15 protein-coding genes are annotated in these 18,494 nt (G+C 56.3%); 14 read left to right on the top strand and 1 reads right to left on the bottom strand.

Features of this window, described 5'->3' with window-relative positions:
• Window positions 1-2: 2 nt before the first annotated feature.
• The 14 genes from U0004_RS25115 (at window position 3) to U0004_RS25050 (ending at window position 17,181) form a co-directional block, all read left to right on the top strand.
• Window positions 3-1,133, top strand: coding sequence for a DegT/DnrJ/EryC1/StrS family aminotransferase (locus tag U0004_RS25115; protein WP_139144089.1), 1,131 nt, complete (start codon window positions 3-5; stop codon window positions 1,131-1,133).
• Between the two features lie 41 nt (window positions 1,134-1,174).
• Window positions 1,175-2,188, top strand: a complete 1,014-nt coding sequence (locus tag U0004_RS25110) for a nucleoside-diphosphate sugar epimerase/dehydratase (protein ID WP_070254302.1) — start codon at window positions 1,175-1,177, stop codon at window positions 2,186-2,188.
• 108 nt (window positions 2,189-2,296) lie between these two features.
• Window positions 2,297-3,805, top strand: coding sequence for a lipopolysaccharide biosynthesis protein (locus tag U0004_RS25105; RefSeq protein WP_070254301.1), 1,509 nt, complete (start codon window positions 2,297-2,299; stop codon window positions 3,803-3,805).
• A 58-nt stretch (window positions 3,806-3,863) separates the two neighbouring features.
• Complete coding sequence (locus U0004_RS25100) at window positions 3,864-5,048, top strand: glycosyltransferase family 2 protein (protein ID WP_070254300.1); 1,185 nt, start codon at window positions 3,864-3,866, stop codon at window positions 5,046-5,048.
• Window positions 5,049-5,156: 108 nt separating this feature from the next.
• A complete protein-coding gene (locus U0004_RS25095; protein WP_081345482.1) occupies window positions 5,157-6,197 on the top strand; it encodes an EpsG family protein in 1,041 nt (346 codons plus the stop codon).
• A gap of 2 nt (window positions 6,198-6,199) precedes the next feature.
• Window positions 6,200-7,006: a glycosyltransferase family 2 protein gene (locus U0004_RS25090; RefSeq protein WP_070254298.1), complete on the top strand. Its 807-nt coding sequence runs from the start codon at window positions 6,200-6,202 to the stop codon at window positions 7,004-7,006.
• 102 nt (window positions 7,007-7,108) lie between these two features.
• On the top strand, window positions 7,109-8,200 hold the full coding sequence (locus tag U0004_RS25085) for a DUF1972 domain-containing protein (RefSeq protein WP_070254297.1): 1,092 nt from the start codon (window positions 7,109-7,111) through the stop codon (window positions 8,198-8,200).
• A 76-nt stretch (window positions 8,201-8,276) separates the two neighbouring features.
• On the top strand, window positions 8,277-9,221 hold the full coding sequence (locus tag U0004_RS25080; RefSeq protein WP_070254296.1) for a UDP-glucose 4-epimerase family protein: 945 nt from the start codon (window positions 8,277-8,279) through the stop codon (window positions 9,219-9,221).
• Entirely contained in the window at window positions 9,222-9,782 is a 561-nt protein-coding gene (locus U0004_RS25075; protein WP_070254295.1) for a sugar transferase, read from the top strand.
• Window positions 9,783-9,822: 40 nt separating this feature from the next.
• The gene (locus tag U0004_RS25070; RefSeq protein WP_070254294.1) at window positions 9,823-11,736 is read left to right on the top strand and encodes a polysaccharide biosynthesis protein; all 1,914 of its coding nucleotides are present in this window, start codon (window positions 9,823-9,825) and stop codon (window positions 11,734-11,736) included.
• 184 nt (window positions 11,737-11,920) lie between these two features.
• Window positions 11,921-13,057, top strand: coding sequence for a lipopolysaccharide biosynthesis protein (locus tag U0004_RS25065; protein WP_231958322.1), 1,137 nt, complete (start codon window positions 11,921-11,923; stop codon window positions 13,055-13,057).
• 137 nt (window positions 13,058-13,194) lie between these two features.
• Complete coding sequence (locus U0004_RS25060; protein WP_081345481.1) at window positions 13,195-14,037, top strand: GNAT family N-acetyltransferase; 843 nt, start codon at window positions 13,195-13,197, stop codon at window positions 14,035-14,037.
• Between the two features lie 133 nt (window positions 14,038-14,170).
• Window positions 14,171-15,649, top strand: a complete 1,479-nt coding sequence (locus U0004_RS25055; protein WP_070254291.1) for an MBOAT family O-acyltransferase — start codon at window positions 14,171-14,173, stop codon at window positions 15,647-15,649.
• Between the two features lie 11 nt (window positions 15,650-15,660).
• Complete coding sequence (locus tag U0004_RS25050) at window positions 15,661-17,181, top strand: alginate O-acetyltransferase AlgX-related protein (RefSeq protein WP_070254290.1); 1,521 nt, start codon at window positions 15,661-15,663, stop codon at window positions 17,179-17,181.
• On the opposite strand, the gene U0004_RS25045 is transcribed toward U0004_RS25050, so the two are convergent.
• A complete protein-coding gene (locus U0004_RS25045; RefSeq protein WP_070254289.1) occupies window positions 17,178-18,476 on the bottom strand; it encodes a hypothetical protein in 1,299 nt (432 codons plus the stop codon). The genes U0004_RS25050 and U0004_RS25045 overlap by 4 nt on opposite strands.
• Window positions 18,477-18,494 lie beyond the last annotated feature (18 nt).

Raw genomic sequence — 18,494 nt, 5'->3', positions numbered from 1 at the left:
CCATGTCCGTACTGCCTTTGTTTGGCGTGGTGAATACACCCGAGATGGAAGCGGCGGCCCTGGCCGTATTGCGTTCGGGGCGCATTGCATCCGGCCCGCACGTTGCCGCATTCGAGGCTGGTCTGGGGAAATTGCTGGACCAGTCGCATGTCGTGACCACCGTGGATATGACCAGCGCGCTGCACCTAGCCTTGTATCTGGCGGGCGTACGCCCGGGCGATGATGTGCTGACCACAGCTTTTGCCTGCATGTCGACCAATTCGGCCATTGCCGGATGCGGCGGACGGCCCGTCTGGGTGGATGTGGCCCCCGCATCGGCCTGTATGGACGTGGCCGATTTCGAGCGTGCCATCACGCCGGCCACGCGCGCAGTGATTCTGTATCACCTGGCCGGTTATCCAGGCCCGGCGCAGGCGATCGCTGAAATTTGCCGCCAGCGCGGCATCGTTTTGATCGAAGACTGCGATAACGCCTTGCTGGCGACAGTCGATGGACAACAGGTAGGTACGTTTGGTGATTTCGCGGTGTTTTCTTTTTATCCGAACCGGCAAATCAATACCACCGAGGGAGGCGCGCTGGCGTGCCGTGATCCGGAAGATGCTGCGCGCGCGCGCAAGCTGCGCCGTTTCGGTATTGATGCCAGCAGTTTTCGCACCGCGGCTGGTGAAATCAATCCGCATTCCGATATTCCCGTCATCGGCTGGTCGATGGCCATGAATAATTTGTGCGCGGCCCTGGGCTCTGTACAATTGCAGGGAGTCGCGCAGCGCATGGCACAAACGCGCCTGCATGCACAGCAGATCAAAGATGGGCTGGCTTCCTGTGCCGGCTTGACCCTGTTGGCGCCGAGCGCCGGAGCGCTGCCGTCATATTGGGCCGTATTAATTGCGGTTGAGCAACGTGACGTTGTTCTGGCAGCGCTGAAAGCGCATGGCGTAGCAGCGTCAATATTGCATCAACGCAATGATATTTATTCCGGGTTTGTGGCTTGTCGCCGTGAATTACCGAATACCGACATATTACAACGTAGCATAATCGCCCTGCCGTGTGGCTGGTGGCTTTCCGCGCAGGACGTCGAGCAACTGATCGCTGCCGTGAAGAGCGCGCTGCACGCGTCTGCCGGTCAAGCCTGACGGCAGCGCCATTTTTAATCTCTACCTTTACCTGGACTGACATGTTTGATAATAAAGTTTTAATGATTACTGGCGGCACTGGATCCTTTGGTAATACCGTGTTGAACAGATTCTTAAACACGAATGTCAAGGAAATCATTGTTTTTAGCCGCGACGAGAAGAAGCAGGAAGACATGCGGATCGCGTTGAACAACGATAAGGTCAAATTCCATATCGGCGACACGCGCGATTACCAGAGCGTTGCGCAGGCGATGGCTGGCGTGGATTATGTTTTCCACGCGGCGGCACTCAAGCAGGTACCATCATGCGAGTTTTATCCCATGGAAGCGGTGCGGACCAATGTCCTGGGCACGGAAAATGTCCTGAATGCGGCGATCGCCAATAACGTTCAAAAAGTCATTTTGCTGAGTACTGACAAGGCCGTATATCCCATTAATGCAATGGGTATCTCCAAAGCCATGGCCGAAAAAGTGCTGGTTGCCAAGTCGCGCATGGTGCGCCCAGGCGGCCCGGTGATGTGCGCCACGCGTTACGGCAATGTGATGGCATCGCGTGGTTCGGTGATTCCGCTTTTTATTGAAAAGCTCAAGGCTGGCGTACCGCTGACGGTGACCGATCCGGAAATGACCCGTTTTCTGATGTCGCTGGAAGATTCGGTCGACCTGGTCATTCACGCTTTCGAGCATGGACAGCAAGGCGATATCTTTGTGCAGAAAGCGCCTGCCAGCACTATCGAAGTACTGGCGCAGGCCATCCAGGAACTGTTTTCCAGCAATGTGCCGGTCAAGGTGATCGGTACCAGGCATGGTGAGAAGCTGTACGAGTCGCTGGTGTCGCGCGAAGAGATCGCCAAGGCAGAGGACATGGGCGATTATTATCGCGTGCCGGCCGATAACCGCGATTTGAACTACGATAAATTCATCCTGGATGGACAGCCCGAAGTGAACCAGGCGCAGGACTACACCTCGCATAATACGCAGCGCCTCGATGTCGAGGGCGTCAAGAAATTGCTGCTGTCCCTTGATTATGTGCAGCAGGAATTGAAAAATAGCTGATAAGCAGCGGAAATGGTACGGCATCGATAACTGATGCCGAACATATTGCTTTAAGAATTATAATAAAAATGACATCTCCTATCTTGCTGCACCATTCCCCGGATATTCATGATTAAGCGGAATATCACTGCCAATATCGTGGGACGTGCATGGGGCTTCATTTCAGTGTATCTGTTTGTGCCGCTGTATCTGCACATGCTGGGAGCGGAAGCGTATGGCCTGGTAGGGTTTTATTCGACACTGCTCGGTGTCATGGCGTTTGCCGACATGGGGTTTTCCGCCACCTTGAATCGCGAGATGGCACGCCTTTCCGCGAGCGCGAATGCGGCGCAGGAGCGGCGCGACCTGTTGCGCACCTACGAGTTGAGCTATCTGGTGATTTGCTGCGTGATCGCCGTGGCGCTGTGGCTGGGCGCGCCATTGATTACCGAGCATTGGCTGCAGGCCAGCACTTTGCGTTCCGACGACATCACGCTGGCGATCCGGCTGATGGGCGTTGCCATTGCGTTCCAGTTGCCATCCGGCCTGTACATCGGTGGTTTGATGGGCTTGCAGCAACAGGTGCGCGCGAACTTCCTGCAGATCGCCTGGAGCGCCTACCGGGGCTTTGGCACCCTCTTGGTGTTGTGGCTGTTTTCGCCAACGATCGTCACCTTTGCTATTTGGCAACTGGTGGCGAATGCGATTTATTGCATTACGGTACGGCATGGCTTATGGCATGCGCTGAGAACTGATGGTGTGCGCGCCGTCGGCTTTTTCCGCAAGCAAGTGTTTCACAACACCTGGCGCTATGCGTCAGGGATGGCGGGCATGGCCCTGCTGTCGATTTTGCTGACCCAAATCGATAAGTTGACGGTGAGCAAGATGTTGTCGCTTGAAATGCTGGGTTTTTATACGCTGGCCGGAACGCTGGCATCGGTCCCGTTGATATTGGCCAGTCCAATTGCTTCGGCAATTTTCCCCCGCTTCACAGAATTGGTCGCACGCAATGAGACCGAGCAACTCATTGCCCTGTATCACCGGACATGCCAGTTTGTTGCCATCGTGACGGTGCCCGGCTGCCTGGTGGTGGCGCTGTTTTCGCAAGATGTGATTTATTTATGGACCGGTTCCGCGGCCAGTGCCCAGGCCGCCGCACTTGCCGCTTCGCTGTTACTCGGCGGGCAAGTATTGCAAGCGTTGACAGTGGTGCCCTATTACCTGGCCTTGGCACACGGCAATATCCGCTTGAATTTGCAGGTCGGCATGGTGTCCGTGGTTGTCGTTACGCCGATGATGATTTACCTCGTGCTGCACCACGGTTTGGCAGGGGCTGGCTTGTCATGGCTGATCATGAACCTGTGCACGATGCCGCCGTATATGTATTTCTTGCATCGCAATTTTTTGCCGGGCCAGTTTGGACGGTGGTTCCGGGAAAGCCTGGCATTGCCGGTCCTGGCCAGCTTGCCATGCCTGATGTTGGGCTACTGGTGCCTCTCTACCATCGATGGCCGGTGGTTGCGCTTGTTGCTCATCGCTGTGACGGCAGTGCTGTCTATTGGATGTAGTGCGTTGTGCGCACCAGATATCCGGCGTTGGCTGGCTAACACTAGATTTGCCCGACGGCTGCAGTATTAAAGCAGCATCGGATTGCATTGTTGATACACCACCCATTTGTTTATACATAATACTTATAATGCCTCTTCTGTCTGCCATCATTCCTACGCATAATCGTCAACGCTATGCGATCAATGCGATTACCACCATCCTGACAAATTTTCCGGATACGGAAGTCGTTGTGTCGGATACCAGCGATACCATGCAAATCGCTGAAGAATTGGGGCATTGGATCGAATCGGGACGGCTGATTTATCACCATCCGCAACGTCCGATGGATGTGGTCAGTAATTTTCAGAATGGACTGCGCCTGGCAACTGGCGATTATCTGATCTTCCTCGGCGATGATGATTGCCTGGGACCCGGTGCGGAAGAGCTGGCGCGCTGGGCGCGCGATACGCAGGTTGAAGCGGCCGCCTGTTCCCTGGGCGCGGCTTATTTCTGGCCGGACTTCAAGTCCCTGTATTTCGGGGCTGACTTTACGGCCAAGCTGACGGTGCAGCCATTTGCCGCCACCATTTCCCCGCTCGACGGGCCGCAGGTGCTGCAGCAGGCATTGAAAAATCTGGGGACGGGCGTCATGTCCATGCCACGCGCCTATCTGGGCATGATGTCGCGTGCGCTCGCCGAACGTATCGAGCAAAAATATGGTTCGCTTTTTGGCGGAGTCAGCCCGGATATCTATAGCGCGGCGTTGATTGCCGAGGAGTCGCGCAGTAGCGTGCAGATCGATTTTCCCTTTATTATCGCGGGTAGTTCGGGTGGCAGCACCTCGGGACAAAGTGCGGAAGGCGGGCACAAGGGTGGCTTGCGCGACAATGCGCACATCGGCGCCTTCACCAATCTGGTGTGGGACCCCTTGATCCCCGAGTTCTACAGCGTGCCAACGGTCTGGTCTTACTCATTCAAGGCGGCGATCGATAAGATCGGCAAAGCCGAGTATCGCCCCAATCTGCCCCGCCTGTACGCCAAGTGCTGCCTGCATCACCCTAAATATTGGCGTGAAACGAAGGCTTCCCTGTGTGCCTACGTCAAGCGCGAACGTTATAGCCCGGCCTGTTTATCGTTCGTATGGGAACTGTGCCGCGAGTTTTCACGCCGGGCCTATCGTTTTATGCAGATCAAATTCAAACCGGCCATTAACCGCCAGGCATATGCCCATCAAAATCTGACGAATATTGGCGAGGCATATGCGCATTTGTTGACGCATGTGCAACCGAGTCTGAGCCAGTTGCAATCCGCCATGAAAGAGTTCAAGCGCTGAGATGGCGCCCGAGTGCGTAGCCGGGCTCTTCGGTGCCTGGCACGCAGCGCCGCAGGTGTTGCGTTGCTGTAGCGCAAGTTCGGCACCGCCCCGTTTGAAAAAAGAAAAATGCCAATCGGTCAAGTTTATATACTCGCTTTCCTGCCTGTCTTGATACTCGGGATGTTTACCCAGGATAAGTCGCGTCTGTCATTTCAGATTGCGATGTGCTGCCTGATCACCTTGTGCGCCTTTGCCTTCCGTTCGCCGGAATTCGGCACGGATTCCTCGACATACCTGAACTATTTCTTGACGGCTTGCCGAGGAGGCGGCGGCGGCATCGAAGCTGATGACTATTCCTTCTATGTCATGGACTTCGTTTTCTCGATGGCGCCCGGGGCATTGTGCAACCGGTATGCTTTCGCGAGCATCTGGATTCTCTTCATCGTGTTGCCGATTTTATTTATGAAAGGAAATATCCGGGTCAAGTTCTTCATGTTGTTCTTCCTGGTTATTTCTCCGGTGGGCACCGAATTTTTTACAAATGCATTCAGGCAATCCGCATCGGCCATCCTGTTTTGCGTGGCTGTCTCGCGCGGAATGAAAACCAAGTCTGGCCTGGTTTTCCTGGTTCTGTCGCTGCTGTTGCACAAAAGTTCATTGCTATTGTTGGCAATTTATCTGTTGTCATGCTGTGACATGCGGCGCCTGCTCCAGGGCGGCCTGGTGGTCTTGCTCTGCCTGTTTATTGTGCCGGCGGACAGCGTCCTGTATGCGCCGGTCAACGGTTTTATCTACGAGGTCACGAAATATCTGGCGCATGACAACGATGAGATTTTGGCGCGGATCAGTATCTATGCCAGTTTTTTCTGTCTGTATGGGTTCATGCGCCATTTGAACAAGCGGGAATATATCGACTTGAAGCCCTATGCGAGCTTCCTGTGGCTGCTGTTTATCGCCAGCGTGCTGCTGTTCCCGCTGCCGTACTTCAGCTACCGGTTTGTGTATTCGATTTATCCGATCTTTGTGTGGTGCTTTGCCTATGAGCTTGAGCGCAGCCGAGCCTTGGAGATGTACCCGCGCGTGTACTGCTATGTCCTCGCGTCATTTGGCCTGACCATCGCTTTCCTGCTTGGTTCGTCTTCCATTAACTCGGTGAGCTTCTTCTAATTATGACTATCGGAAAAACATTTGGCATTACCGTGGTCATTCCCGCGTATGCGCGCCATGAAGCTTTGCTTGATGCCATCGAGTCCGTCACGACCACCTCCATTGAACAGGTTGAGATCGTGGTCGTCGACGACTGCTCGCCCAATCTGGTGCTGGCCGAAAAATTGCCCGGTAGTAATTCGTCGGGCGTGCCGGTACGGGTTTACCGCCTAGCGAAAAACAGTGGCCCCCAATCGGCACGCAACCTGGGCGTGCGCCGTGCGCGCTTCAGCTTCGTGGCATTTCTGGACTCGGATGACCGGTTTACCCCAGAGAAAATTGATTTCCTGCTCGGCTACCTGAAGCAGGATACGTGCGACATTGTTTATCATCCCGTCGATACGCCGACCAATATCAATGCCATCAATGCGCGCTGGTATGCGGGGCGCCTGCGCCATTTGCCGTTCAAGTATCTGCTGGCGGCGCTCAATCCCGTGTATACCCCTTGCCTGACAGTGCGGCGTAACCTGGGCCTGGGCGTGCCGTTGATGCGCTATTGCGAAGACTATGCCTATCTGTTCAATATTAATGCGCGGGCCAAGGCCGTGCATTTCGTTCCTCAGCCGATGACGACGCTGTCGCGCGCGCCGGGCAGCACGGGCGGCCTGTCTTCGGCACTGTTCAAGATGCGTATGAATGAATTCCGCGCAAAGAAAGTGATGCTGCGCCATTGGCGCTTTTATGGCATCGGCTGCCTGTTGATTTCCGTCGCATTCGGTTGCTTGAGAATATTGTCAGATGTGCTGAAGCTAAGGTATTTCCGTAAATAATTACCTGTATTGCCTATCGTATCGTCTGGTTGCAGGCAGTGTGCAGCGTATGCGCGAGAGGGCATTTGTGTTGAATGACAAGTTAAAAATGAAGGTTGGTCAATGAAGATTGCAATTATTGGAACGGTGGGCTTGCCGGCAAAATACGGTGGCTGGGAAACGCTGACCGAGCACCTGACGGATAATCTGTGCGGCAAGTTTGATATCACCGTATACTGCAGTGGCAAAAAATATGCCGAGCAGCCGCCGACGTACAAGGGCGTCAAGCTGAAATATGTCAATCTGGACGCGAATGGCGTGCAGAGTATTCCATACGATATCGTTTCTATGCTATCTGCATTACGCTATGCGGACGTGCTTGTGATCCTCGGGGTCTCAGGCTGTATTTTCTTGCCTGTTATTAAATTGCTGAGCAAGAAGAAAGTCATTGTCAATATCGATGGCATGGAGTGGCGCCGCGCCAAATGGGGACGTTTCGCCAAATGGTTCCTGAAGCTTTCCGAAGCGACGGCGGTACGTTTTGCCGACGTGACGATTGCGGACAACAAGGCGATTCAGCAATACGTCAGCGCGCAATATGGCCGCCCCAGCGAACTGATTGCGTATGGTGCCGACCATGTGACGCAGCAGCCCATCAGCGGCGAGGTACTGCAGCGCTTTCCCTTCTTGCAGCATGACTATGCCTTCAAGGTATGCCGCATCGAGCCGGAAAATAATGTGCACTTGATCATCGATGTCTTTGCTTCGCAGACGCGCATGCCACTGGTGATTGTCGGTAATTGGGCCAATAGCGCGTACGGGCAGGAACTGAAGCAAAAATATGCGCAGGTGGCGCATGTGCACTTGCTTGATCCGATTTATGACCAGGCTATCCTGAACCAGTTGCGCAGCAATTGCCGCATGTATGTGCATGGCCACAGCGCCGGTGGAACGAATCCTTCGCTGGTGGAAGCGATGTACCTGGGCTTGCCCATTCTGGCATTTGGCGTGAGCTATAACCGGGAAACAACGCAAAATCAGGCCCGATACTTCGACGATGAAGCCGGCTTGCTGGCCATCCTCAATACCGTGCAGCCAGATGAGCTGCAGGCGATTGGGCGTACCATGAAGCGGATCGCGGAAGAAAATTATACGTGGAGCACAATTTCGGCGAAGTATGCCGCCTTGTTTGACACGCCGCGCCAGGCGCGCTAATGGCAGGATAAGCCGCCCATGCGGCGCACAGGATGCCGGCCCGGTATCCTGTCCCGAGGTTTTTGATTAGGAATGTATTGTGGTGTTATTGACTGGAGCGACCGGATTTGTCGGCGCCGCATTGATTGAACGGCTGGCCCGCATGGGCGATGGGCGCATTCGTGCCTGCACGCGCGATGCCGGTGCCGTGTTTCCTGATACGGTGGAAACGTTTGTCATCGATGACCTGTCCAGCCAGACATGCTGGGATCATGCTTTCGACTCGGTGAGTGTCGTCGTGCATGCCGCGGCGCGCGTGCATGTGATGAATGAGACGGCGGCCGATCCGCTGCAGGAATTTCGCCGTGTAAATGTCGATGGCACCCTGCACCTGGCGCGTTGCGCCGCCCGCGCGGGAGTACGGCGTTTTGTGTTTATCAGTTCCATCAAGGTGAATGGCGAAGCGACGCTGCCTGGACAGGCCTTCTCTGAAAGCGATGTTCCGGCACCGTCGGATCCGTATGGTATTTCCAAGCTGGAAGCCGAGCAGGGATTGTTTGCGCTGGCCAAGGAAACCGGCATGCAGGTGGTGGTGATACGGCCGCCGCTGGTGTATGGGCCTGGCGTCGGGGCCAATTTTCTCAGCATGATGCGCTGGCTGCGGCGCGGCGTGCCGCTGCCGCTGGGAGCGATCCAGAATCGGCGCAGCCTGGTCGCGCTGGGCAATTTGGCTGACCTGGTTGCCGTATGCGCTGAACACCCGGCGGCGGCCAATCAGGTCTGGCTGGCGGCCGATGGCGAAGACTTGTCGACGAGCCAGCTGCTGCGCCGTATGGGCCAGGCGCTGGGCAAGCCCGCGCGGCTGCTGCCGGTACCGGCATGGATGCTGGGCGCGGCATGCGCGATGATCGGAAAACGGGGCTTCGCGCAACGCTTGTGCGGGTCCTTGCAGGTGGATATTTCAAAGGCGCGACAGCTGCTTGGCTGGGTGCCGCCGTTGAGTGTGGATGAAGGTTTGCGTCGTGCGGCGCGGGGAAATTAAATGAAACGTTTGTTTGATGTAAGTGTTGCCTTGCTGGCTGTTGTCGTGCTGTCCATACCGCTGCTGGTGGTCGCCGTGCTGGTCAAACTGACCTCGCCCGGGCCCATCGTGTATTGGTCGGACCGCGTGGGGCGCCATAACCGTATTTTCCGGATGCCGAAATTTCGCACCATGCGTGTGGATACCCCGGCGGTCGCGACCCATTTGCTGTCCGATCCCAAGCGTTTCCTGACGCCAGTCGGCCCGTTCCTGCGTAAATCCAGCCTGGATGAGTTGCCGCAGCTGTGGAGCATCCTTGCCGGTGACATGAGTTTTGTCGGCCCGCGTCCCGCCCTGTTCAACCAGGATGACCTGATTGCCTTGCGTACCGAATATGGCGTAGACCAGGTATTGCCGGGCTTGACCGGCTGGGCGCAAATCAACGGCCGCGATGAATTGCCGATACCGGACAAGGTTCGCCTGGACGCCGAATATCTGCAGCGCCAGTCGTTTTTCCTCGACTTGAAAATTATCTTCCTGACCTTCCTGAAAGTGGTGCGTCGCGATGGCATCACGCATTGATGCCCAGGTTGCGCCTGCATATTGAGATTGGTAAGAATTGATGACTCCTTTATCGAATTTCCCGCGCTTGCAAAAGCAGCTGATCGCCGCATCTGCGGACATTTTCTTTTTGCCACTGACATTTTGCGTGGCGATACTGCTGCGCTTTGACGGTGTCAGCCTCGCCGTATTCCGCCCGTACTTCTGGCTGATTCTCCTGGCGCCACTGATCTCGATTCCGATCTTTATCAAGCTGGGACTGTATCGTGCGGTGATCCGCTTTATCGACTACAAGATAGTCTACGTGGTGGTGCTGGGCGTGACGCTGTCGGTGGCGGTCTTGCTGGCCTTTGCGGCTTTCTCGACGCACATGATCGGCCTGTCGCGCGGTGTCTTTGGCATTTACTGGGTCAGTGCGATCATGTACGTGACGGCCAGCCGTTTCATGGCGCGCGGCTATTTCGCACGGGTATCGGGCGTGACCGGTGGCATTCCTGTCGCCATTTATGGCGCCGGCGCTTCCGGCAGCCAGTTGGCACAGACGCTGAGCTATGGCACCGAGTACCGCCCGGTGGCGCTGATCGATGAGAAAAAAGAGTTGCACGGCGCAATCATCGCCGGCATTCGCGTGTATGCCCCCGAAGACTTGCCGGAACTTGTGGCTGACAAGGGCATCACCAAGATCCTGGTGGCCCTGCCATCCTTGTCGCGTGCACAGCAGCGCCGTATCCTCGACAAGCTGGAACCCCTGAAGATCAAGACGCTGGTGACCCCGCCGATCAAGAGCCTGATCAGCGGTCTGGTTCGCTTGCAGGACCTGCGCGAGATCGAGATTGAGGATTTGCTGGGCCGTGACGCAGTCGAGCCTGACCATGACTTGATGGCTATGTGTATCACGGGAAAGACCGTCATGGTCACGGGCGCCGGCGGCTCCATCGGTTCCGAATTGTGCCGCCAGATTCTGCGTCAGCGGCCTGCGCGCCTGATCTTGCTCGAGATGTCGGAATTTGCCCTGTATACCATCGAACAGGAGTTGCAGGGCTTGCGCAAGGCGCAGCATATCGAACTCGAACTGTTGCCATTCCTGGGCTCCGTCCTGGAAACCGAGAAATGTGAAAAGATCCTGCGCACGTTCAAGGTGGAAACGGTATATCACGCCGCCGCATACAAGCATGTGCCGTTGGTGGAGCACAACCCGATCGAGGGGATACGCAACAATGCCCTGGGGACGCTGAGCATGGCACGGGCGGCCATCGCCGCCGGGGTGAAGCGCTTTGTGCTGATTTCCACCGACAAGGCCGTGCGCCCAACCAATGTCATGGGCTCGACCAAGCGCCTGGCGGAATTGATCTTGCAGGCATTTTCCCGCGAACAGGACAAGACGCGTTTCTGCATGGTGCGCTTTGGTAATGTCCTGGGCTCATCCGGTTCTGTCGTCCCCCTGTTCCGCAAACAGATCATGGCAGGCGGCCCCATTACCATTACCCATCCTGAAATCACGCGTTACTTCATGACCATTCCGGAAGCCGCACAACTGGTTCTGCAAGCGGGCGCCATGGGCGAAGGAGGCGACGTCTTCGTGCTGGACATGGGCGATCCGGTGAAGATCGTCGATCTGGCCAAGCGCATGGTGCATCTGAGCGGTCTGGAAGTGCGCAGCGAACAGACGCCGAATGGCACCATTGAGATCCATCATGTGGGCTTGCGTCCCGGCGAAAAATTGTATGAGGAACTGCTGATCGGCGATAACGTTGAAGGTACCGATCATCCCTTGATCATGCGTGCCCAGGAAGCCGAATTGCCCTGGCCGCAGCTGGAGCTGCTGCTCGATGACTTGACGCAAGCATGCGCACGGTTTGATCATGAAGCCGTACGCGCCTTGCTGCTGCAGGCGGTAACCGAATATGCACCTCAGTGCGGCATTGAAGATTTGATCTGGTGCGCCCGTGGCGATGCCGTATCGCCGCCGCCTTGAATAATCAGGCCCAGCCCGCGCACTTCGTGTCTTGCGGTACCGGTGGATGGATATATTTACTTTCTAAAGAAGAAACATGGAAAATTTGAATCAGCTTGACAAGCACAATGGCGAAAACGTTGTCAATTATGTTAAAGCCTTGCGTGACGCGCGCAAGTGGATTGGCGCCGCCACGATAGCGGTCATGGCCATCGCCGTGTCCGGTGCCTTGTATCTGGGGCAGTATCGTAGCGAAGGCTTCTTGCAGTTTGGCGGTCCGATTCCCTTGCCGCTGGAGACGCTGGACAAGGACAAGGACAAGGATCCGAAAAAGGACAAGGACAAGGAAGGTAATCCGGGTATCGTATTGGCGGATTACAAACGCTATGCCGCCGCCTTCAGTACCAGCGAGCGCTTTGACGCTTTTGTGCAGGCGAACAAGCTGCAGGGAGTCGACGGTATCGGGGGACTGCGCAAGGCCATGGCCAGCGGTGACGGATTCAGCAAGATGGTGGAGCCGATTTTCCCCTTCACCAAGATGGACGCCAAGGAGCTGATGGAGCAACCCAAGGATGGCGGCAATAATGTAATTGGTTTGCGTATTTCCTATGCCGCAGGCAGTGCCGAGAGCGCCCAGCGCATGGTGGGCTTGTTGGGACGCTATGCCATCGACAGCATCATCTACTCCAATTACTCCGATGTGCTGCGTTTCAAGCACATTGAATTATCGGCCAAGATCACCAAGCTTGATAACGACATCATCAGCATGAATGAACGGCTGGAGATGTATCAGCGCAAAGGCGTGGTGCTCAAGAAAATCGTGGGCAGTTACCCTGAAGCGGCGAACAAGTCGGCAACCTCGGTGATTTCAGTCACGGAAGACAGCGCCCGTTATTTGTCGCCCATTACCCATCTGATGTCCGGTGAAGTGGAAGCCTTGAGCACCAGCGAAACCATCATCCGCCTCAAGCGCGAGCAGGCGCAGAGTATTCTGTTGCGCGAGTACTACGACCAGGCCAAGAGCCTGCTTGATACCAACCAATCGGGCGAAGCGCTGCTGCGCGGCCTTGAAGCGGTGAAGGAAGGCGTCTTCAAGACCAAAAACCTGAACGATGAAGTGGTCAAGGAAGTGTATAACATGATCACGATTGATAACCAGCGCTCCATCAATTTGTATCTGGAAAAGAGCCGCTTCATCGCCGGCCCTACCTTGCCTGAGAAACGCAATATCCGCATGTCCGCAGTATTGTTGCTCAGTCTGCTATTCGGCTTCTTCCTGTCCTCGGCGATCGTCTTGCTGCGTAAATGGTGGGCGCTGAATATGGATGGCGTTCGTCCTTGAGTGGGACGCGGCAGTCGCTAGGTGCCTGGCAGCTGTGTTGGCCGACGCATGCATCGGTTGATGGCATCTGCTGGGCGTGCCACCGCGAATGCCGTCTGCTGCCTCTTCTCACTGTTCATGTTGGAGCGGATTAACTGATGGAATCGTCGAAAATGGTTCATGCAGAGGGCGTGACAATCACACTCTCCACGGTGGCATCCGAGGCCTTGAAAGCGTTGTTTTGGGAGGTTTTTTTCCAAAGTAAAAACCGTGGTGTGACGCTGCAGCGTCATTTTCCCTGGCTGTCGGCGGCACCGAACGGCGTGATTTTTGCCGAAGCGCGCATCGGCACGGTGACTGTCGGCGGACTGGTGTTGCGGGAAAAACAGTATCCGCTGGGTGAGTGCACGCTCCGTATCGCGATGATCGGCCTGGTCTGCGTGGCACAACGGGAACGCGGCAAGGGTATCGCCAACAGCATGCTGGAAGCCATTGTTGCCCATGCGAGAGAACAGCAGTTAGATTACCTGACGCTGTGGACCAGCCAGTATTCGGTGTATGAAAAGCATGGCTTCCAGGTGGCGGACCGCTGGATGTATGGCTGGGTCAGGGGGGGCGAGGGCAACGATCAGCAGCCATTCGAGCCCGATGGCAACCTTGTGCCCGACACCAGCTTGCCCTTGCCGCCGTTTGCGCGCGCCGTATATTGCTATCGCGATCCCGTGTGCTCGATGGTGGTGCTGGAGGATACCCATGGCGCCATTGTCACGGCATACGACGGCTTGCCTGCTGCGGCCGCCTCGGCGATGGTGCGCCATCTACCCTCTTGCTGGCGCCTGAACGTGCTTGCACAGGATGCGATTTTGCATGAGTTGCAGCTGCATGGCAGGACGCTCGAGCTGGCCCCCGTCCGGCTCCAGATGTGGCTCCCACTGCGCGATGTCCTGCCCGTGGAGCAGCTGCTCGAGCATGTGACGTTCCCGGTGCTGGATAGAATTTGACGCAATCCCGCTGCTCGACAATACTTGCAAGCTTTTGCTTCAAGTAGATATATTGTCATGTATTTTACTCTGATCACGATGACGCGAATGAGCGACAAGTGCGTGGAAAACGCCGAAAGAAAAGGTTGCACCGATGATTTTTAGTTCCGCTCAGTTCATTCTGTTATTCCTGCCTGTCTCGTTCTTTGGCTATTTTTTCCTTAACCGGATACGGCTTGTCGTGCTGGGTAAAGCATGGCTGGTAGCGGTCAGTCTGTTCTTTTACGCCTACTGGAATCCCGCCTACATCCATTTGTTGCTAGGCTCGATTCTGTTCAATTTCTCGATCGGTAACCACCTGGCTTCGGATTTCCGTTCGCGGCATTTCCCTTTGTCGCGGCGCAGCGTCCTGACGCTGAGCATAGGCTTGAATCTCGCCTTGCTCGGCTACTTCAAGTACACCAATTTTTTGGTCGACAATATTAATGGCGTGTTCGGCGCCGCCTACGTGGTGCCGCAGATCTTGCTGCCATTGGGGATCAGTTTTTTTACGTTTACGCAAATTGCCTACCTGGTCGACAGCTATCGCGGCGAGGCCAAGGAATATGATTTCCTCAATTACGCGCTGTTCGTCACCTTCTTTCCGCACCTGATCGCCGGTCCGATTCTTCATCACCACGAGATGATGTCGCAGTTCAAGTCGCACCGTAATCTGTCTATCCGTCATCGTAATATCCTGCTGGGACTGTTCATTTTCAGCATCGGCCTGTTCAAGAAAGCCGTGATCGCCGACACCTTTGCCATCTGGGCCAACGCGGGTTTCGACGGCAAAACACAACTGGATTTTTTCAGCGCCTGGCTGACCAGCCTGTCGTATACCTTCCAGCTGTATTTTGATTTCAGCGGCTATTGCGACATGGCGATCGGTGCATCGCTGCTGTTCAACATCTGGTTGCCGATCAATTTCAACTCACCATATAAGGCGCTCGATATCCAGGATTTCTGGCGCCGTTGGCACATGACGCTGAGCCGTTACTTGCGCGACTACCTGTACATCCCGCTCGGCGGCAATCGCTGTTCGCCTGGACGTGTCTATTTCAATTTGATGGCCACTTTCGTCCTGGGTGGCCTGTGGCATGGCGCCAGCTGGATGTTCATTATCTGGGGCGCGCTGCACGGCGGCGCGCTGGTGCTGCACCGCTTCTGGAGCGGGCGGGGCTGGAGCATGCCGAAACCGCTGGCCTGGCTGGTGACTTTCCTGTTTATTAATGTCACCTGGGTCTTCTTCCGCGCCAAGGATATGGACGATGCACGTCGCATTCTGGGCGGCATGGTTGATTTTGCATCGATTCAGCAGTTGCCTCTGGCCGCGGTCCCCAGCAGCCAGCTGGCCTGGGGCGGCTGGCTGACCGACTATCTGCTGCGCTGGTTGCCTACCGGATTGGCGGCGAACTTCCTGTGCTTCTGCGCAGTCGTGGTGGCCTTTGTGATTGTCCGACAAAAGAATTCCTTTGACTTGATGCAGAGCGGTTTGAGCCGGGCAAAAATGGCTGGTGCCCTGTTCCTGTTTTGCTTTGCAATGTACTCCGTGCTGGTGACAACGACGTCCGTCTTCCTTTACTTCAATTTCTAAGCGGTATCATCATGAAAAAAAGGATTCTTGCCTTTATCGGCCTGGCATTGCTGGCCTTGTCGCTGGTACCCCTGATTAACCTAAGCTTGGGCAAGGTGCAAAAAAAGCCGGGCGAAGCCTGGTGGCACCGCGCCGTGCTGTACAACCTTGATTTTGCCTTGCCTTACTGGAGCCGGGCACTGTATGGCTTTGGTATTTCCACCAGCCCCAGCCAGGTGACGATAGGCCGTGATGGCTGGTTGTATCTGGGGGACCAATATGAACAGACGCTGACGGTGACCCGGCGCGGCAGCACACCTGCCGATGTCGAAGCGGCGAGGAAAATTGCGCTGGCCACCGCGGGCTGGGAGCAATGGCTGGCATCGCAAGGCGTGCAGGCTTTCCACATAGTCCTGGGGCCGAACAAGGATAGCGTGTATGGCGACATGGCACCTGGCTGGGCGCAAGCGCTCAAGCCATCGGCTACCGATACCCTCGTCGCTGGCATGAAGCCAGGCCAGTATGTCGATGTGCGGCCTGCCATGCTGAAAGCCCGGACAGAATTTTCGCAAGCCCTTTACTACAAGACCGACACCCATTGGAACCGGCTTGGTGGATGGGTTGCCATGCGAGCGCTCGGCGACGCGCTGGCACGCACGGCACCGGGACTGCAGACGCTTTCCGGACAACAGGTGCGGCCCGGTACGGCCAGCCAGCGCAACGGCGGCGACCTGGCCAACTTCCTCAAGTTGAGCGAGACCTTGCATGACAGCGAGATTCCAGTCGAGATTGATATCGGGCGTCCGGTGGAAACGGCGAAATATGACTTTGATACGGGCCGTCTGCTGGAATCGGGCGGGAATCCGGAAGTGGGCGCGCCGCGCACGCCGGTGCTTGTCAAATCACCCAATGCGCTGAATCGAAAGAAAGTGCTGTGGCTGCGCGATTCTTTCGGTACGGCCATGTCGCCCTATATGGCAGCGACGTTCAGCGAAACCTTGCAGATTCATTATGGGGTGACCGATGCCGCCATGGTGGTGAAGCTGGTGCAGAAGTATCAGCCCGATTATGTGTTTTTCACCGTTGTCGAGCGCGATGCGAGAGCTCCCCGCTTCGAGCAGGCGCCGCCCCTGCATGTGACGGCCAAGCCGGCCAACTTCGTGGCCATGGCGCGCGGCACGGAGTCCTCGGCAAATGACCTGGCAGCGGTGCCTGCTTCCCGGGCTTACCGGGTCACCGGTGGCGATGCTTTCCTGACGTTCAAGCTCGCACCGGCAGTGCGTGCCGCCGAGGCGTCCAGAGTGACGTTTAACCTGGTCTGCGACGACAAGTCCGTGGCGGTGCCGGTACAACTGTTCTGGCACGCTGCGGACGGCCATCCGGGCGAAGCGCTCAGCGTACGTTTCATGGCTACGCCTGGCAGCAACTCCATTGATCTGGCGACGCTGCCGGCATGGCAGCCAACGGCCATGATCGCCGGCTTGCGCATAGACCTCGATTCTCCCGATGCTTGCTCGATGCTGACGATCGATGCGGTGGCGCTTGGCCGCTAGTGTTTGGCCTGGCTGGCGCGTGCTGCCAGCCAGATGATGATGGACAGGCTGGTGGCAATGATGCACCAGTAGATATAGCGGAAATCGGCTGACGGCACGCTCGCCAGGTAGCCCAGGAAGTAGCCGAGCGCCGAGGCGTTCAATGCCAGTATCTGGGTCTTCTCCAGCGACGGCCGCATGCGCCAGCCAAGCACCATCATGGCGATGGCCAGCAGCAGCCAGGAATACGGCTTGAAGAGTTCTCCGAGCGGCGTGACCTGGCTGCCTTCGACATAGGCTTGCATCAGGTGCGCCAGTTTCGGATTGTCCAGTTTGATTCCCAATTCATTGTCCATGATGCCTGGGTGCCAGGCATAGTAGGGTTCCAGCGTGGGCGAGCGCAGGAAATACAGGAATGCTCCGCCCTTGATCTGCAAGTACGGCAGCGGATGCCCGAGGATGGTCTTTTTCCATAAGGCGTGGGCCTCCGTATGCGGCATGCCGGCAAACAGGCTGCCGCTGGGGTCGTAACCTTTGCGTACAAAGCACATCGCCCGCTCATATTGGATAGGCATGGGTGAGCAGGCGGCATTGTCTTCAGGCTTTACCCAAGGCATCAAGTTTTCGCCCGTCATGAAGGCGATCCTGGCCACCTCATCCCCCATCGTTAATGTTTCAAAGTGTTTTCTTTCCGCGTGCAGGACGTTGTAGCTGAGAACTGACGTGGCTAGGGGCAGGGTGGCCGACAGCAGCACGCTCAGGATCGCCATTTGTACGATGGATCGTGTCGGCCAGAAGTGGCGCAGCGCACAGTAGATGAGGGGCACGATGGCCAGGATGGCATTGTGCCTGACTGCGGAGGCGTAGAAGATGAAAGGGATGGCCAGGGCGGCGACTCGCCAGTTCTTGGTCCTTGTATACAGCAGTCCCGTCGCCACGAGCAGGGCGAAAGCCATGCCCACGTCTTTCCACAGTACACCGGCAAAATTGACGACCCATGGCAGTAGGCACATGGTGGGAATCAGCAGGGCCCAGCCACGCTGTGCCATATTGCCGTACCAGATCAGGATGCCCGCTGCCAGCAAGGCGAGATGCAGCAACAGCAGGCTTTGCGGGCCGGAAACCAGGTACAGGCACAGATGCCACACGTAGGACATGATGGCGGGATTGCTATCCGTATAGTACTGATTCAGTGCCGTCTTGTATTGCACCATGGAATCATATGACATGAAGCCGGGAGCAAAGCAGAACCAGATGACAGCCAGGACGATGGCTGTCAGGGCAATGGCCAGGGGAGTGAAAACCTGATTTTTCATGGGTAACTTCAAATTCGA

The sequence above is a fragment of the Janthinobacterium lividum genome (assembly GCF_034424625.1).
GTDB lineage: Bacteria > Pseudomonadota > Gammaproteobacteria > Burkholderiales > Burkholderiaceae_D > Janthinobacterium > Janthinobacterium lividum.
This window is presented reverse-complemented; position numbering and strand designations above follow the sequence as displayed.

Bases quoted from the DNA above. Each gene is read 5' to 3' on its own strand.
- U0004_RS25115 (WP_139144089.1), top strand. From the start codon at position 3: ATGTCCGTACTGCCTTTGTTTGGCGTGGTGAATACACCCGAGATGGAA.
- U0004_RS25110 (WP_070254302.1), top strand. From the start codon at position 1,175: ATGTTTGATAATAAAGTTTTAATGATTACTGGCGGCACTGGATCCTTT.
- U0004_RS25105 (WP_070254301.1), top strand. From the start codon at position 2,297: ATGATTAAGCGGAATATCACTGCCAATATCGTGGGACGTGCATGGGGC.
- U0004_RS25100 (WP_070254300.1), top strand. From the start codon at position 3,864: ATGCCTCTTCTGTCTGCCATCATTCCTACGCATAATCGTCAACGCTAT.
- U0004_RS25095 (WP_081345482.1), top strand. From the start codon at position 5,157: ATGCCAATCGGTCAAGTTTATATACTCGCTTTCCTGCCTGTCTTGATA.
- U0004_RS25090 (WP_070254298.1), top strand. From the start codon at position 6,200: ATGACTATCGGAAAAACATTTGGCATTACCGTGGTCATTCCCGCGTAT.
- U0004_RS25085 (WP_070254297.1), top strand. From the start codon at position 7,109: ATGAAGATTGCAATTATTGGAACGGTGGGCTTGCCGGCAAAATACGGT.
- U0004_RS25075 (WP_070254295.1), top strand. From the start codon at position 9,222: ATGAAACGTTTGTTTGATGTAAGTGTTGCCTTGCTGGCTGTTGTCGTG.
- U0004_RS25070 (WP_070254294.1), top strand. From the start codon at position 9,823: ATGACTCCTTTATCGAATTTCCCGCGCTTGCAAAAGCAGCTGATCGCC.
- U0004_RS25065 (WP_231958322.1), top strand. From the start codon at position 11,921: ATGGCCATCGCCGTGTCCGGTGCCTTGTATCTGGGGCAGTATCGTAGC.
- U0004_RS25060 (WP_081345481.1), top strand. From the start codon at position 13,195: ATGGAATCGTCGAAAATGGTTCATGCAGAGGGCGTGACAATCACACTC.
- U0004_RS25055 (WP_070254291.1), top strand. From the start codon at position 14,171: ATGATTTTTAGTTCCGCTCAGTTCATTCTGTTATTCCTGCCTGTCTCG.
- U0004_RS25050 (WP_070254290.1), top strand. From the start codon at position 15,661: ATGAAAAAAAGGATTCTTGCCTTTATCGGCCTGGCATTGCTGGCCTTG.
- U0004_RS25045 (WP_070254289.1), bottom strand. From the start codon at position 18,476: ATGAAAAATCAGGTTTTCACTCCCCTGGCCATTGCCCTGACAGCCATC.